This window comes from Mesorhizobium sp. Ca11 (assembly GCF_020165275.1).
In the GTDB taxonomy this organism is placed as follows: domain Bacteria; phylum Pseudomonadota; class Alphaproteobacteria; order Rhizobiales; family Rhizobiaceae; genus Mesorhizobium.
The window spans coordinates 148,417-161,671 of sequence record NZ_JAIUHU010000008.1 but is presented as its reverse complement, the minus strand read 5'-3'; the positions used below and the strand labels follow the sequence as shown (position 1 = coordinate 161,671).

Genomic DNA, 13,255 nt, shown 5'->3' with positions numbered 1-13,255 from the left:
CTCACGCCTTGGCCTTACGCTTGCCCTTGCTCCTGGCCGCGTCGCCGCCGGCCGGCTTGCGGCCGAGGCCGGAGGATTTGGCCAACGCCGAGCGGGTGGCCGAGTAGCTCGGCGCCACCATCGGATAATCGGCGGGCAGGCCCCATTTCGCACGATATTCGTCCGGCGTCAGGTTATGATCGGTCGCGAGGTGACGCTTCAACGACTTGAACTTCTTTCCGTCCTCCAGGCACACGATGTGGTCGGGGAAAACCGAGCGCTTCGGGTTGACCGCAGGCGTCTGCGCCACCGCCTCCTTGACAACGCTGCCGGTGGCGAGCCTGCGCACCGACGCGCTGACGCTGGCGATCAGATCGGGCAGGCCGGATGCAGGGAGCGGATTGTTGCCGACATAGGCCGAGACAATGTCGGCGGTCAGTTCGATTGCAGTCTTGTCGTCGATGTTGGACAATTTTTTCACCTTCTGCTGGCCCTCAAATCGCCAGCTCTTTTTTTAAGACTTTCGTCGGTGTATCGAATTGGACCTGTCCCCCAACGGACCGTCCAGAGTCAGTAAAGCTACGAGACTCAATACCAGGCGATGTTTCTACACGGACTGGAAACGCGCAAGTTAGGAATTCTAATAGCTATAGCGCACGCTTTATAGCACCGGCCGCCCGCCTGGATAGGTAAAAAGGGCTATAGCACTTCAACCTACGGTAGGAGTTGCTGAAAAATCGAAGTTCAGGCCAAGTTCCAGCACGGCAACGGCAATCCCCCCGCCGGATGCTCGACCATGCGCGATTCGGCGGCCCCATGGCAAATCGCTCATCCGGCGGCGATACCGCGCCTGAGCTCGGCAGGCGGCCTCTCCGCGAGGATCTCCAGCACGCGCTTCCAGCGCGCGCAGCGGCTAAAGTCCTTCTGCTCGATGGCCTTTTCGGCCTTCATGGCCGCATAGAGCGGCGCCTCCGCGCCAAACTCCCTGACCAGCCAGTGCGCCTCCTGCCTGGCGCGGCGTTCGTCCTCGTCAACGGCCATTTTGGACATTGTGCCTGCTCTCCGTACCTTCGATGCCGACCGCAAGGCAGCTGCCAATGACGAGGACGGCGCCGGCAACAGCCGTCATCGACAAGCTTTCGCCCGAGAGCGTCAGCAGAAACGTGGAAGCTATCGGCGTCAGATAGGCGACGACCGCTATCCTGCCGCCGTGGTCGAGCTTTGCCGCGCGCGACCAGAAATAATAGCCGAGCCCCATCGGGCCGGCGCCGAGATAGAAGCCGAGCAGAAGATGCGCGCCGCTCGGGCGCACGACGCCATCATGCAGGCACCAGGCGAAGGTGAGCGCGACACCGATCAGCGCCGAAGGCAGGAGCAGCCGCTCGGGCGACACGGCGAGGCGGCCGACAGCGAACGAGTAGAAGGCCATGCAGAGCGCGGAGCCGAAAGCGGCGAGATAGCCGACAAGGCTGCCGCCTTCGAACCATGCACTGTTGGACCAAAAATGCGCTCGGCCGCCGGAGATCACTAGCGCCACGCCGACGAAACCAAGCGCCGCCGCCAGCCCGAGCAACAGCGGACGCCGCGGCCTGCCAAGCAGGATGACCGCCGCGGCAGTCATCAGCGGCCAAGTATAGGCGACAAGGTTCGCCTCGATGACCGGCGCCGAGGCGAAGCCGATATATTGCAGGACCATGGTGCCGACCAGGCCGAGGAAGCCAACGAGATAGGCGAGCGCGGCATTTCCCTTCTCCCCTTGTGGGAGAAGGTGGATCGGCGCGAAGCGCCGAGACGGATGAGGGGTGTTGGAAGGAACTCCGGCGTCGGCGATCCGTCCAGCACCCCTCATTCGACCGAGCTTCGCTCGGCCACCTTCCCCCACAAGAGGGGAAGGAAAGAGCCGGATCAGCGCGAAAACCAGGGTCGCGCCGCAAAATTGCAGGAACTGCACTTGCGACACCGGATAGACGGCAAGCAACGTCTTGCCGACCAGGGCGTTGGTCGCCCACAGCGCCACGGCGCCGAGGGCGAAGGCAAGCGCCGCGCCGCGGGCGCCGGAAAGGCTTTGGCTTTCCGGCATGACCGGCCCGAGGCTCAGCGACACTGAAGGCGGCTGACACTCGACCGGATCGTCGGTCATTACCAAGACTCCCTCGCCCCGCCGGAAACCGCTTCCGCCGTCGGCTGCGGCACGGGATGTTCCTCGGCATGGCGGCGGTAGGCGGGCAGCTGGTTGGTCCAGACATCCTCGGCCAGCTCGTTCACCCAGGCACGGTCATGGTCGTTGTCGGCGGCGAGGTAGAACATGCGGTTGTCGTCGACATAGGGTTTGGCCGTCGAGCGCTGGTTGAGCACCAGGGTGACGCGCTCGCCGAGCTGGATCGGCGCGGTGCGGTGGAGCACACCGAGGAACTGGCCGAGCGTGGCGTAATTCATCTTGTGGTCGATGCGCATGATCTTGTTGCGCGGCAGCTCGCGGCCGGATTCCAGAATCGAGCGGCCGGTCTCGGAATCGTCGCAGTAGATTTCCAGATGACCGCCGATGAGAGGATCGCTGATCGACAGCGGAATGAGCTCCGTCACCGGAACGCCGTCGCAATGCCATTCGACCGCGCCATCCCTTGGATTCATGAAGGTGACGGTCGAGCCGACGATCGACAGCGGATAGGGCTCGAGCTTGGTTCCCATCATGTCGGACAATCTTTCCAGGCGCAGCTTGTCGTGCAAGAGCTCCTTGATCTCGGGAATATAGCGGTCGGCACCAGTGATGAAGGTGAGGTCGAGGTGCTTGTGCACGGCATGGCTGGCCTTCAATTTGAGCGCCGCTTCTTCGATGGCGGCAAGCAGAGCCGGGTCGTAACCGTGACGATACTGGGCGACGCCGAAACCCGACACTTTCCAGGAGGTCTCATGACCAATGATGGCCTCGCGGCTCATTGCACAGCGCAGTTCGGGAATTGTATGGGCGTTCATTCTATTTTCTCCAAGATGGGGGCAACACTTGGTTAACAGTCATTTAAACGCCTACCCCTGTAAATTTAGGAATGCTGGTGGTAGCGTAAGCGCAGCTTAAGGTCGAAACCCCGTGCGACTGCTCAGTCAGGTCAATCTCAATTCGCTGAAAATCGTGGAAAGCGCCGCGAGGCACAGGAATTTCACGCGTGCCGGCGAGGAGCAGTTCATCACCGCTTCCGCCGTCAGTCAGCGCGTCAAGAGCCTGGAGGACCAGCTTCGCTTCAAGATCTTCGAGCGCGGCGGCAATGCCGTGTCGCTGACGCCGGAGGGCGAGACCTATGTGGCGCGCGTGCGCGAGGCGCTGGAGCGGATCGTGGCGGCCAGCATGGAGGCTACCGGCCAGTCGCAGGCGCATGTGTTGCGGATCTGCGTGCTGCCGACCTTTGCGGCGCGCTGGCTGTTTCCGCGGCTTTCGGCCTTCCAGCATCAATATTCTGATATTGAGATGCGGGTGTCGACCTCTTACGCCACGCATGAATTCTCGACTTCGGAATACGACCTCGAAATCCGTTATGGCGACGGCAATTTCCCCGGTCTCACGTCGGAGCTGCTGTTCAAGGAAGACCTGACGCCGGTGTGCAGCCGCAAACTCTTCCATGAGGTGCTGGGCGACAAACCGCTGTCGAAGGTCGTGCCGGAGGATCTGCGCTATTTCACGCTGCTACACTCTGACACGTGCACGCAGAACTGGCAGTCGTGGCTGGGCTTTGCCGGCGCAAGCTTCGTGCTTGGCGAAACGAGGAGCGTCTATTTCGATAGCTGCATGATGTCCTACGAAGCGGCCAATGCCGGCATGGGCTTTGCCGTCGCCAACCGCGCCTATATGGCAAGCGACATCCGCGCCGAACGGCTGGTGGCCCCCTTCGCGGTCCACCATCCCAACACGGCGGGTTGGTATTTCGTCAGCCCCATCAAGGCGGTCGGCGCCCGCAAGGTCGAGCTGTTCAAGCGGTGGATCATGGCCGAAGCGGCGCTGACGCAGCGCCAGTTGGACATCGAGATCGCCAACGTGCCGGTACGGCGCGTGGCGATGGCGTGAAGGCCAGTCTTCCACGGATGCTCACTTGAGCGAATCCCGCACCATCGGAGGCCTCGCAATGACGGGCCCTGCAGAATTTCGTGATTTTCCGGTGGCTCCATAGCCGGCTACCGCGATCGCACCATGACGCGAAGCGGAGACTCAGCTATGTTGGATTGTGCGGCGGGCCTGATTTTCCCGCTTGGCCGGCGCTACCCAGCTTCCTCCCAAGCAGCGCCGGCCTTCTTCGTTTCAGCCCGACGATAATCTCGGCAAGGCCGGCCCTGGCGCTATTGCTTCGGCGGTGTGCCTGGCTGATCGCCGCCGGTGGTCGATTTCGGCACAGGGTTCTTGTCGACCTGCGGGTTCTGGTTGACTTCATCGCCCGGCGCCTTGGTGGGCGGCACGCTGTTGTCGCAGGCGGCGAGCACGAGCCCTGCCGCAAGAGCCAGCAGCACAGGAAGCTTCTTCATGACGACCTCCTCTCGTTCGCTCCTTTGAGGGGCAAACGGGGCGGTGGCGGTTTGGTTGCGTTGACCGGCGGGAACCAACCGATCCGAGTCCGGTTGGAATCCCGAGCCAATCGAACGCAACGAGGAAACTAATTATGGTCCGCCTTCTGCTTGCCGGGCTTTTTGCCTACACCGCCTATCGCGTTGCCGTGAGGATCATCGACGAAGTGCCTGGAGACGTCGCGCCGCTGGATATGCCGGGCGACGAAAGGCGCAATTTGCGGCGCCAGTCGGCGGCGATGGGGGTCGAGCCGAAGCGGTAGCGGCTCTTTCGATTGGGAATAGCCCCTTCCGGTGAAGCGTGGATGCCGGCGCTGCCCCTCTCCGGCCGCTTCGCGGCCACCTCTTCCCGCTCGCGCGGGGCGAGGAAATTATTGCGAACAAAGCGGAAACGATGCTTGATGGGCGATGAACATCGCCGCTCGTGATTCGTCCTTCGAGGCGCCCGCCTATCTTGGCCGGCTGAACGACGCGCAGCGGCTGGCGGTGATGCATGGCAACGGCAAGGTGGCGGCGCCGCTGCTGGTGATCGCCGGCGCCGGCTCCGGCAAGACCAACACGCTGGCGCATCGCGTCGCCCATCTCATCGTCAAGGGCGCCGATCCGCGCCGCATTCTGTTGATGACCTTCTCGCGCCGCGCGGCGGCCGAGATGGCCAAGCGCGTCGAGCGCATTGCCGGCGAGGTGCTGGGGCGCGACGCGGCAATCATCGCCGACGCGCTGGCCTGGGCCGGCACTTTCCACGGCATCGGCGCGCGACTGCTGCGCGACTATGCCGAACAGATCGGCCTCGACCCGGCCTTCACCATCCATGACCGCGAGGATTCGGCCGACCTGATGAACCTTGCGCGGCACGAGCTGGGATTCTCGAAGACCGAAAGCCGCTTTCCCACCAAAGGCACCTGCCTGCAGATCTATTCGCGCGCGGTGAATGCGCAGGCGCCGCTGGGAGAAGTGCTTGGCTCGGCTTTCCCCTGGTGCTCAGGATGGGCGGACCAGCTGAAAGAGCTGTTCGCGGCCTATGTCGAGGCCAAGCAGGCGCAGAACGTTCTCGATTACGACGACCTGCTGCTCTACTGGGCGCAGATGGCGGCCGAGCCGGAGATCGCGGCGCATCTCGGCGGCCGCTTCGATCACGTGCTGGTCGACGAGTACCAGGATACCAACCGGCTGCAGGCCTCGATCCTTCTAGCGCTGAAGCCGGACGGCGCCGGGCTGACCGTGGTGGGCGACGACGCACAGTCGATCTATTCCTTCCGCGCTGCCGAAGTGCGCAACATCCTCGATTTCCCGAAACAATTCGCAAAGCCCACCGAGATCGTCATGCTGGAGCGCAACTACCGCTCGACCGAGACGATCCTGGCCGCCGCCAACAAGGTGATCGGCGAGGCCAGCGAGCGCTTCACCAAGAATCTGTGGACCGAGCGCCGGTCCTCGCACAAACCGCAACTGGTCAGCGTGCGCGACGAGGCCGAGCAGGCCAACTATGTATGCCAGGCGATCCTGGCTGAGCGCGAGGCGGGCACGGCGCTGAAGGCACAGGCGGTGCTGTTCCGCACCTCGAGCCATAGCGGGCCGCTGGAGGTGGAGCTGACGCGCCGCAACATTCCCTTCGTCAAGTTCGGCGGGCTGAAATTCCTCGATGCCGCGCATGTCAAGGACATGCTGGCGATGCTGCGCTTTGCCGAGAACCCGCGCGACCGCATCGCCGGTTTTCGCGTGCTGCAGCTTATGCCGGGCATCGGCCCGTCCGCCGCCTCGCAGATCGTCGACGCCATGGCGACATCGCTGGACGAGACACTGGGCCTCGCACGGTTCCGGCCGCCGCAGCGCGCGGCGCAGGACTGGCCGGTCTTCCTCGACATCTATGGCGGTTTACGCGCCGGCGCGAAATGGCCGGCCGACCTCGAGCGGATCAGGCTGTGGTACGAGCCGCATCTGGAGCGCATCCATGAGGATGCGATCACGCGCCGGGCCGATCTCCACCAGCTTGAGCAGATCGCATCGACCTATCCGTCGCGCGAGCGGTTCCTGACCGAGCTCACCCTCGACCCGCCCGACGCCACAAGCGACCAGGCCGGACCGCCGCATCGCGACGAGGACTATCTCATCCTATCGACCATCCATTCGGCCAAGGGCCAGGAATGGAAGAACGTCTTCGTGCTCAATACCGTTGACGGCTGCATCCCGGCCGATCTCGGCGTCGGCACCAAGGAGGACATCGAGGAGGAGCGACGCCTGCTCTATGTGGCGATGACCCGGGCCAAGGACAGCCTGCATCTCGTCGTGCCGCAGCGCTTTTATCCGCACAACCAGGCGGCGCGCGGCGACCGCCACGTCTATGCCTCGCGCACGCGCTTCATCCCGGCCTCGATGCTTTCGGCCTTCGAGCAGTCGTCCTGGGCGAGCGCCGCGCTCAAGGACGACCCGCGCCAGCGGCCGGGCGTCAAGGTCGACCTCGGCGCCCGCATGCGCGGCATGTGGAAATAGGCTGTCTGGCCGTTCCAGCGACTGCAAGGCAAAGAGCCCGATTTGTCTCCGCGCCAGCGGGGAGCACGCCATCCTTGAGAAAACAGCGGCATGCGTGGAACCTCCCGCCGCAAGCCGCGTTGTGTGGCGTCCTTCCCCAGCCAGGGAGGCTCGCCGCCTCCGCAGCCAACTGACGAGGTCCGAATGCACGACAGGACGTTCTTCACACCGGTCGCCCTCAGCGTCGGCGCCGGCCACAAGCGCATGATCGCCTCGCTGTTCGAGATGCATGATTTCCTGACCGAGTTCCCGCCGTCGCGCCGCCGCCTAAGCTATGGCGCCGCGGTGAAGGCCTGCGAGGCCGCGCGGAATGGAGAAATCCCGGTCGAGGCCGCGCGCGATGCGCTGATCACCTTCGCGGTGACGGCAGGCGTCTTGTGGCCTTCGGAGCAGCCGGTCGTCTCGGTCAAGCCGGTGGCGCGCGGCTATGGCGGCTTTGCCGCCTGAATTTTACAACAGAAGACCGCCCTCCCGGAAAGCCCGCCCTCAGTGGCGGGTTTTTCCGTGACGTCATTCCGGCTTGGCGGCCGCCGGTAACGTTTCTGCGATCGGCGCGACCGGCTCGGCCGCGGTCACGAAGGGATAGACGAGCTGCTGGTGATAGAGCTGCGGCACCGGCTCGTCGATGCCGTATTTTTCCGGCATATGTTGCGGCATGAACAAGGTGCCGCCGATCAGATCGAGGACGGGCAACTGTCCGGCGAAGTTCTTGTCATAGGCCTGGCGTTCGTTGGCATGGTGCCAGTGATGAAACTGCGGCGAGGCAATCAGCCATCTCAGCGGCCCGAACTTGATGCGGGTGTTGGAGTGAATGAACACCGACTGCCAGTGATAGATCAGCACATAGATGAGAACCGCTTCCCCGGAAAAACCCAGGGCGAAGAGCGGCAGGAACGAAGCCGACTTGGTCAGGATCTGATCCACCGGATGCACGCGGTGGCCGGCCAGCCAGTCCATCTCCTCGATCGAGTGATGGATGGCGTGAAAACGCCACAGGAACGGCACCGTGTGAAAGGCGCGATGGGCAAAGTAGAAGCCTATATCGGCGATGAGCAGGGCCTCGATCGTCTGCAGCCATAAAGGCTGCGACCGGACGGCGGCCGAAAGCGCCTCGGGAAGGACGCGCGGGACCACCAGCATCGCAGCGCCGATCACCAGCAACAGGCCGAACTTGATGACGATGCCGTTGAAGAGCAGATAGAAGACGTCGTTCAGCCAATGCCGGCGCGTGGCCGATTGCTCGGCATGCAGCGGCAGGAGCTGCTCGAGCGGAATGAAGATGAGGGCGATGACCAGCACCGCCTTGTAGTCGATGAGATCGAACACGGTCGCTCGCGGATCGGCTGAGGCCAGTCTCCGACACTAGCCGCCAAAGAATGAACGGACCGTTGCTGGCATACGCGGCGCTGCGAAATCGCGTGAAAACTTTCGACGGCTGCGTGAAACACCACACGGACGGTTGCCGTTCACAATGTCAGTTGCGGACGCGCTTTAAGTCTTTGTTTTGATGCATGTCGTTGTCCCGGAACCGTTGCACACTTCCGGCGACATGCATCGGGAGGGCGGATGTTTCTCGATCGCGAGCGTTTCAAGCCGGCGGCCGAAATGCGGCTTGGCCGGGACAAGTCGTCGATCCGAGTGACGATAACCGATCCGAAGGCCTGCGAACTCGGCGAAGCCGTCTATGCCTGGGTCACCGCCGACGGCAAGGCGGTCAGGATCGGCACCTGCGGCGCCTCGGCGGGCAAGCGCCTGCTTTCCTATCCCGGCTACATGAATCGCAGCCTCACGGGCCGCGGCGGCGCGACGCCTAAATGGGAAGCGCTGAAGTGGCTGAACCTGCTCGCCGAACACGGCATGCTGATGGCGGTGGTGCATCAGCCGGGGTCGACCCCGACCGCGGCGGGCCCGATCAGGCCTATCTCGATGTCGAGCGCCAGTTGATCCGCCAGCAGAGGCCGCTGCTCAACCGCAGGCACCGTTGTCCTCGGATTCAGTGGACCGTGCCGGCGGCATCACCCGCCGGCCCGCCGCGCGGAATCTCGAAGCTCACCTGGTCGCGGCCATTGGACTTGGCCTTGTAGAGATGGCGGTCGGCGACCTGGAACATGTCATGGTAGGTGGTCGGGCCGCTGAAGGCGGTGCCGCCGATGCTCACGGAAAGCGGCCAAGGCCGCCCGCCGGGCGCAAACTCGGCCTCGCGGATGCGGCGCCTGATGGATTCGGCGACCAGAAACGAGCGTGCGGCGTCGGCGCCGGGCAGGAAGACCGCGAATTCCTCGCCGCCGATGCGTCCGACAATGTCGGCGCCGTGCAGTTGCCCCTTGATCGTCGCGGCGATCAACCTCAGCGCCTGGTCGCCGCAATCGTGACCGAGGCGGTCGTTGATCGATTTGAAGTGATCGGCATCGACGATCAGCAGCGCGCCGGTGTCGGCGACCGTTTGGTCGCGCGCCCGCTCGAGATAGGCTTCGACCAGCATCGAGAAGGCACCGCGATTGAAGACCGCCGTCAGGCTGTCGGTCGCAGCAATGACGCCGAGTTCCTTCTGCGTGATGGCCAGCTGGCGCATCTTCCACATCAGGAAGAACAGGAAGGAGCCGCCAAGGACAAGCGGCAGGAAAAGGTCCGTGAGTTGCGCCCAAAGCAGCGCCTGCGGCGACAGCGAGGGGAAATTGAAGGAATCGACGAAGAAAGCGGCGGCGATGAAAAAGGCGGTACCGGCGGCGGTGACCACCACGACCCTGCCCCAACTTGTCGGGGACAAATCGATGCGCATGCCCTTTGCTCCCACTGCAACACGCTTATTGTGGAGCGCGAGCGCAAAAGAAGTCCTAACATATTAGCTTCAATGCAAGTGTGGTTAACACGCCGTCGGCACCGCCTGCGGTGGGGGCAAGCAGAAAGCCACCACGGAAGGCTCTCCGACTGGCCGGAGGCCTCGTCAGGCACCGCCGGCCGCAGCCGGCAACGCGGCAGGAGTGCCGCAGAGCCTCACGGCCGGTCCGATGCTCCCGGTTGGCCGTTGGCTGCATGGTATTGCCCCGCTGCAACCGGTCGATTGTCCAGCGGGAGAACAATATCGGCTTCAATGCAAGCTCGGTGCGCGCAGCAATAACGCGAACGGCAGGCCCGCCTCCACGGCGGCGGGCTCTGCTTTTCCTTTTAGTGGGCTGTCGAGCTGCCCGAACCACCCACGGTGCCACCGATTCCACCGGTCGAGGTATTGCCGGAACCTATGGTGGAGCCGGCGGCCGAGCCGCCGATGCCGGCGTTGAAGCCGCCGGAGCCGCCCACCGTGCCGGTGCCGCCGACGCCGCCCGTCGCACCAAACGAGGTACCAGTGTTGGGGATGATTGTGCCTGTGGCACCACCAATCGAGCCGCTGGTGCCGGCGTTCAAGCCGCCGGCGCCGCCACCCACGGAGCTGGTACCGACGACGCCACCGGTCGCACCGAACGAGGTGCCGGTGGTTGTATCCATGGCACCGCCAATCGAGCCGCTGGTGCCGGCGTTCAAACCACCGCCGCCTACTGTGCCGACGCCGCCGATGCTGCCCGTCTCACCGAACGGGGTGCCGGTGGTCGTGCCCATGGCATCGCCAATCGAGCCGCTGGTGCCGGCGTTTAAGCCGCTGGCGCCGCCCACCGTGTCGGTGCCGCCGATGCCGCCGGTCGCACCGAACGAGGTGCCTGTCCCGGTAGTCGTGCCCGCGACGCCGCCGATCGAGCCAGTAGTGCCGGCGTTGAAGCCGCCGGTGCCGCCCACGCCGACGCCGCCGATGCTGCTGCCAAAGCCAGTGCCGAGACCGGTTGAGCCACCCATCGAGGAGCCCGTGCCGGTGCCCGCGCCGCCCGGGTTACCCGCCGCGACGCCAGTGTTGCCAATACCAAAGCCGATGTCGAGACCAGCGGCATTCGCCGGCACGGCGAGAATGGCGATGCCGCCGATCAATGTGCCGGCGATTTTTTCTACGATACCATTCATGGCATTCTCCTTCGTTGCCACTTTTTTCGCACTGCATCGCCGGACTGCCGGGTCCGTGCGCATGCCTGTGCGAGAGGGAATGAAGGGAATACGAACGGGCTCGGTCAGGGTTCCATTTTTTCAAGGAAAAATTCGCTGATTCCGCGTCTTCCTTGATGGTCGAGTTTGATCAACAATCGGCTCGCGGAAAAGCCTGGACCACGCAGCGCTCAGGCGTAGGCGCGACCTTCCTCGGAGCGCTGGAATAGTGCCAGGTCGAGCGACACCGAGGGCCGGCCGAGCACCGTGAGCACCATATGCGCCTGGCCGCGATGGTGGGTCTGGTGGTTGAAGAAATGGCCGAGCGCCGGCGAAAGGCGCTGCGAGACGGTGCGCATGTCGACGGTCATGTAGGAGAAACGGCCGGCGAGCGTCTTGTCACCAATCCCGCCCACCCAGTCGACGATCCTCCTGTCCTCGGCCTCGCGCGCCAGCCTCAGGGCCGGCAAGGCGTGGTAGAGCATGGCGGCGGTGTTCGAAGGCGCGTCGCCCTCGCCGGTGAAGCGCTTCATCCAGACGCGGTCGACGGCGAGCAGATGGTTGAGCGTGCCGAGCATCGAGCCGAAGACGGCGCCGACGTCGCGACCGAGCTCGTCTTCGGCAAGATCGGCGGCGGCATCATAGAGACGGCCATTGGCCCATTGATTGTACGCCGCAAACATCATGAAATGCTGCTTCATTCTTCCCACCCGGCTTGACCCGAATCCGGACCCTTCGTAACCCGCAGCAACGGACCCGCCAATGACCATTCTGCTCTATGACCTCGTCGGCCATGACGTCGCCCGCCCGTTCAGCCCGCATTGCTGGAAGACCAAGATGGCACTGGCGCATAAGGGACTTGCCGCCACCAACGTGCCGACGCGCTTCCTGGAGGTGCCGAAAGTCGAAGCCGGCGTGTCGAGGACGGTGCCGGTGATCCGCGACGGCGAGCGGGTTGTCGCCGATTCCTTCGCCATCGCGCTCTATCTCGACGAAGCCTATCCGGAACGGCCGACGCTTTTTTCCGGCGAAGGCGGCAAGGCGATGGCACGCTTCATCGAGCGCTGGTCGCAGCTCACCATACACCCCTACATCGCGACGGTGGCGCTGACCAATCTGCATGCGATGCAGGACGAACCGAACGCTGCCTATTTCCGCGAGAATCGCGAGCAGCGCTATGGCAAGCGCCTGGAAGACGTCGTGGCCAACCGCGATGCCGGGCTCCCGGCCTTCCGCGCCGCGCTGGAGCCGCTGCGCTCGACACTCGCCTATCAGCCTTTCATCGGCGGCGAGGCGCCGCTGTTTGCCGATTACATCGTGTTCGGGGCGCTGCAATGGGGCCGCATCGCCTCGCCTTTCCGGTTGCTCGACGACGGCGACAGCATCGCCCGCTGGTTCGAGCGCTGTCTCGACCTGCATGGCGGGCTCGGCCGGCAGGTCGCGGCGGCGGCGTGAAGTCTGCGAGTGTTGGGGGCTGGCATGTTGCGCTATGAGATGCGAGCCGAGATTTGGGTCTACCCGGGCAAGGGCGGCTGGCATTTCGTGACACTACCGGTGGAGTTCGCGGCACGGATCAAGGCGGCGATGGCGGGGCTGGCGCGCCCTTGGGGCTCGCTCGGCATCACGGCGGCGATCGGCAAGACCAGGTGGCAAACATCGCTCTTTCCCGACAAGGCGTCCGGCAGCCTTCTGTTGCCCGTCAAGGCCTCGGTGCGCCAGCGCGAAGGTCTCAAGGCAGGGGATTCGCCGAAGCTGACCATTGAGGTCGAGCTTTAGATCAGAGCCGACTGAAGCCGACCGGTCAAAATCCCTGTGCAGTGCCATTCGCGTCTATTTTGACGCGTCCTTGTCGCGCGCGTCCCCGTTCGGCGCATTGCCGTCGGCCAGCCTCACGCAGATCGGATCGCCCTGTTCCATGCGCACGCACTGCCATTCCGGGCCGAAGCCGAAATTCTGCTCCGCGCGCTGCGGGAAGAACAGCAGGGCGAAGACAGCCAAGGCAAGAACCACGGCCACTAAGACAATGCCCGCCATGTCGCCGCGACTGAGATAGGGCCAGTTCATCGCCTCGGCTCCAAGCTGCGTCCAGCGCGTTCGCAGCCGTCCAATTATCCCGCAAAGCGCTCGCCTTGACCAGAAGCCGCCTCCCCTTGGCAAGCCGCCGGGCGGCTTGTATAGAGCCCGCCACTCCAATTTG

17 protein-coding genes are annotated in these 13,255 nt (G+C 64.1%); 7 read left to right on the top strand and 10 right to left on the bottom strand.

All coding sequences use genetic code 11. The features are described from left to right. Nucleotide 1: 1 nt before the first annotated feature. The 4 genes from LB538_RS16415 to LB538_RS16400 form a co-directional block, all read right to left on the bottom strand. Nucleotides 2–451, bottom strand: a complete 450-nt coding sequence (locus LB538_RS16415; protein WP_095767194.1) for a MucR family transcriptional regulator — start codon at nucleotides 449–451, stop codon at nucleotides 2–4. A gap of 356 nt (nucleotides 452–807) precedes the next feature. Next, nucleotides 808–1,029 carry a hypothetical protein gene (locus LB538_RS16410; RefSeq protein ID WP_224524908.1) on the bottom strand — a complete coding sequence of 74 codons (222 nt, stop codon included), beginning with the start codon at nucleotides 1,027–1,029 and terminating at the stop codon, nucleotides 808–810. After that, nucleotides 1,010–2,059, bottom strand: a complete 1,050-nt coding sequence (locus LB538_RS16405) for a DMT family transporter (RefSeq protein ID WP_224525200.1) — start codon at nucleotides 2,057–2,059, stop codon at nucleotides 1,010–1,012. Before LB538_RS16405 ends, LB538_RS16410 begins: the two co-directional genes overlap by 20 nt. A gap of 59 nt (nucleotides 2,060–2,118) precedes the next feature. Next, nucleotides 2,119–2,952: a hypothetical protein gene (locus LB538_RS16400; RefSeq protein WP_181174920.1), complete on the bottom strand. Its 834-nt coding sequence runs from the start codon at nucleotides 2,950–2,952 to the stop codon at nucleotides 2,119–2,121. Between the two features lie 112 nt (nucleotides 2,953–3,064). On the opposite strand from LB538_RS16400, the gene LB538_RS16395 reads away from it, so the two are divergent. Then, nucleotides 3,065–4,033 (top strand): LysR substrate-binding domain-containing protein, encoded by a 969-nt coding sequence (locus tag LB538_RS16395; protein WP_224524912.1) that lies wholly within the window; start codon nucleotides 3,065–3,067, stop codon nucleotides 4,031–4,033. Nucleotides 4,034–4,302: 269 nt separating this feature from the next. Here the strand turns inward: LB538_RS16395 and LB538_RS16390 are convergent, their stop codons facing one another. After that, entirely contained in the window at nucleotides 4,303–4,485 is a 183-nt protein-coding gene (locus LB538_RS16390; protein ID WP_140846066.1) for a hypothetical protein, read from the bottom strand. Between the two features lie 134 nt (nucleotides 4,486–4,619). Between LB538_RS16390 and LB538_RS16385 the strand changes: the two genes are divergently transcribed. The 3 genes from LB538_RS16385 (at nucleotide 4,620) to LB538_RS16375 (ending at nucleotide 7,500) form a co-directional block, all read left to right on the top strand. Then, on the top strand, nucleotides 4,620–4,787 hold the full coding sequence (locus tag LB538_RS16385; protein WP_181165039.1) for a hypothetical protein: 168 nt from the start codon (nucleotides 4,620–4,622) through the stop codon (nucleotides 4,785–4,787). Between the two features lie 145 nt (nucleotides 4,788–4,932). Then, nucleotides 4,933–7,014 carry an ATP-dependent helicase gene (locus LB538_RS16380; protein ID WP_224524915.1) on the top strand — a complete coding sequence of 694 codons (2,082 nt, stop codon included), beginning with the start codon at nucleotides 4,933–4,935 and terminating at the stop codon, nucleotides 7,012–7,014. 183 nt (nucleotides 7,015–7,197) lie between these two features. Further along, complete coding sequence (locus LB538_RS16375) at nucleotides 7,198–7,500, top strand: DUF982 domain-containing protein (RefSeq protein WP_095767062.1); 303 nt, start codon at nucleotides 7,198–7,200, stop codon at nucleotides 7,498–7,500. A gap of 63 nt (nucleotides 7,501–7,563) precedes the next feature. On the opposite strand, the gene LB538_RS16370 is transcribed toward LB538_RS16375, so the two are convergent. Continuing rightward, nucleotides 7,564–8,379, bottom strand: coding sequence for a sterol desaturase family protein (locus tag LB538_RS16370; RefSeq protein ID WP_224524918.1), 816 nt, complete (start codon nucleotides 8,377–8,379; stop codon nucleotides 7,564–7,566). Nucleotides 8,380–8,619: 240 nt separating this feature from the next. Between LB538_RS16370 and LB538_RS16365 the strand changes: the two genes are divergently transcribed. Beyond that, nucleotides 8,620–8,997 carry a hypothetical protein gene (locus LB538_RS16365; protein WP_224524921.1) on the top strand — a complete coding sequence of 126 codons (378 nt, stop codon included), beginning with the start codon at nucleotides 8,620–8,622 and terminating at the stop codon, nucleotides 8,995–8,997. Between the two features lie 49 nt (nucleotides 8,998–9,046). Here LB538_RS16365 and LB538_RS16360 read toward each other — a convergent pair whose 3' ends face one another. From LB538_RS16360 to LB538_RS16350, 3 genes are all read right to left on the bottom strand, one after another. After that, nucleotides 9,047–9,832: a GGDEF domain-containing protein gene (locus LB538_RS16360; protein ID WP_095767192.1), complete on the bottom strand. Its 786-nt coding sequence runs from the start codon at nucleotides 9,830–9,832 to the stop codon at nucleotides 9,047–9,049. A gap of 386 nt (nucleotides 9,833–10,218) precedes the next feature. Further along, nucleotides 10,219–11,040 (bottom strand): hypothetical protein, encoded by an 822-nt coding sequence (locus LB538_RS16355; RefSeq protein WP_224524923.1) that lies wholly within the window; start codon nucleotides 11,038–11,040, stop codon nucleotides 10,219–10,221. 209 nt (nucleotides 11,041–11,249) lie between these two features. Continuing rightward, entirely contained in the window at nucleotides 11,250–11,759 is a 510-nt protein-coding gene (locus tag LB538_RS16350) for a DinB family protein (protein WP_224524924.1), read from the bottom strand. Between the two features lie 61 nt (nucleotides 11,760–11,820). Between LB538_RS16350 and LB538_RS16345 the strand changes: the two genes are divergently transcribed. Both LB538_RS16345 and LB538_RS16340 read left to right on the top strand, forming a co-directional pair. Further along, entirely contained in the window at nucleotides 11,821–12,513 is a 693-nt protein-coding gene (locus tag LB538_RS16345) for a glutathione S-transferase family protein (protein WP_224524925.1), read from the top strand. A gap of 24 nt (nucleotides 12,514–12,537) precedes the next feature. After that, nucleotides 12,538–12,834: a DUF1905 domain-containing protein gene (locus tag LB538_RS16340; protein WP_224524926.1), complete on the top strand. Its 297-nt coding sequence runs from the start codon at nucleotides 12,538–12,540 to the stop codon at nucleotides 12,832–12,834. A gap of 54 nt (nucleotides 12,835–12,888) precedes the next feature. Here the strand turns inward: LB538_RS16340 and LB538_RS16335 are convergent, their stop codons facing one another. After that, nucleotides 12,889–13,122: a hypothetical protein gene (locus LB538_RS16335; protein WP_224524927.1), complete on the bottom strand. Its 234-nt coding sequence runs from the start codon at nucleotides 13,120–13,122 to the stop codon at nucleotides 12,889–12,891. Nucleotides 13,123–13,255: the final 133 nt, after the last annotated feature.